The following is an 857-nucleotide window of genomic DNA, read 5'->3' as shown; positions in this document are numbered from 1 at the left end:
TGGCCCATCCCGATACAGCATCCTGTTTACGTTTGACCGACTGCAACACAGCCCTAGCACCGTGAATGAGTAAGGTTCGTAAATAAATATCGCCTCGTTTGCTTATCCCGAGCAAGACTTGTTTGCCACCACTTGAATGCTGGCGTGGAACCAGTCCTAGCCAGGCAGCCAACTGTCGGCTATTTTCGAAATTGCTGGCGTTGCCGATAGTCGCAATTAGTGCGGTGGCGGTAACAGGGCCAATGCCTGGGATCTTGCTGATACGCTGGCATAGCGCATTTTGGCGGTAGCACTGCTCAATCTGCTTGTCGAGCGTAGCGATGACATCGAACAGATATGCCATATGGTGCTGTAACAGACTCAGCTGTACACGGAACAGAGATGGCAACGAGTTATCAGCATCTTCCAGGATCTCAGGTAACTGTCGCTGTAGCTGCTGGATCCCCCGGGGCACGACGATGCCAAATTCAGCCAATAGTCCCCGAATTTGATTCGCCTGAGCGGTCCGTTGCTTAATGAAACTCTGACGACTCCGGTGAAGTGCCAATACGGCTTGCTGCTCAGCGGTTTTGACCGGCACGAACCGCATGTTGGGTCGTGTGACGGCTTCGCAAATAGCCTCTGCGTCTGCAGCATCATGCTTATTGGTTTTGACATAGGGCTTGACGAACTGAGGGGCCATCAGCTTGACGTTATGGCCCATCGACATGAGTTTGCCGGCCCAAAAGTGGGCAGAAGCACAGGCTTCCATGCCGATCAAACAGGGAGGGATGTTGGCAAAAAAGGAAAGCATTTTTGCTCGTTTGAGTTGCTTGTTGAACAACCGCTTGCCGTGTTCGTCAATTCCGTGGACCTGG

General features: G+C 52.4%; 1 protein-coding gene. It reads right to left on the bottom strand.

Annotation, left to right across the window (positions count from 1 at the left end; translation table 11 throughout):
* On the bottom strand, positions 1–857 hold an 857-nt coding region (locus ACKWMY_RS28200; protein ID WP_409487546.1), incomplete at both ends, for an IS110 family transposase.

Origin of the sequence: Serratia sp. J2, from assembly GCF_046269175.1 — a bacterium.
GTDB classification, from domain to species: Bacteria; Pseudomonadota; Gammaproteobacteria; order Enterobacterales; family Enterobacteriaceae; genus Chania; species Chania fonticola_C.
This window is presented reverse-complemented; position numbering and strand designations above follow the sequence as displayed.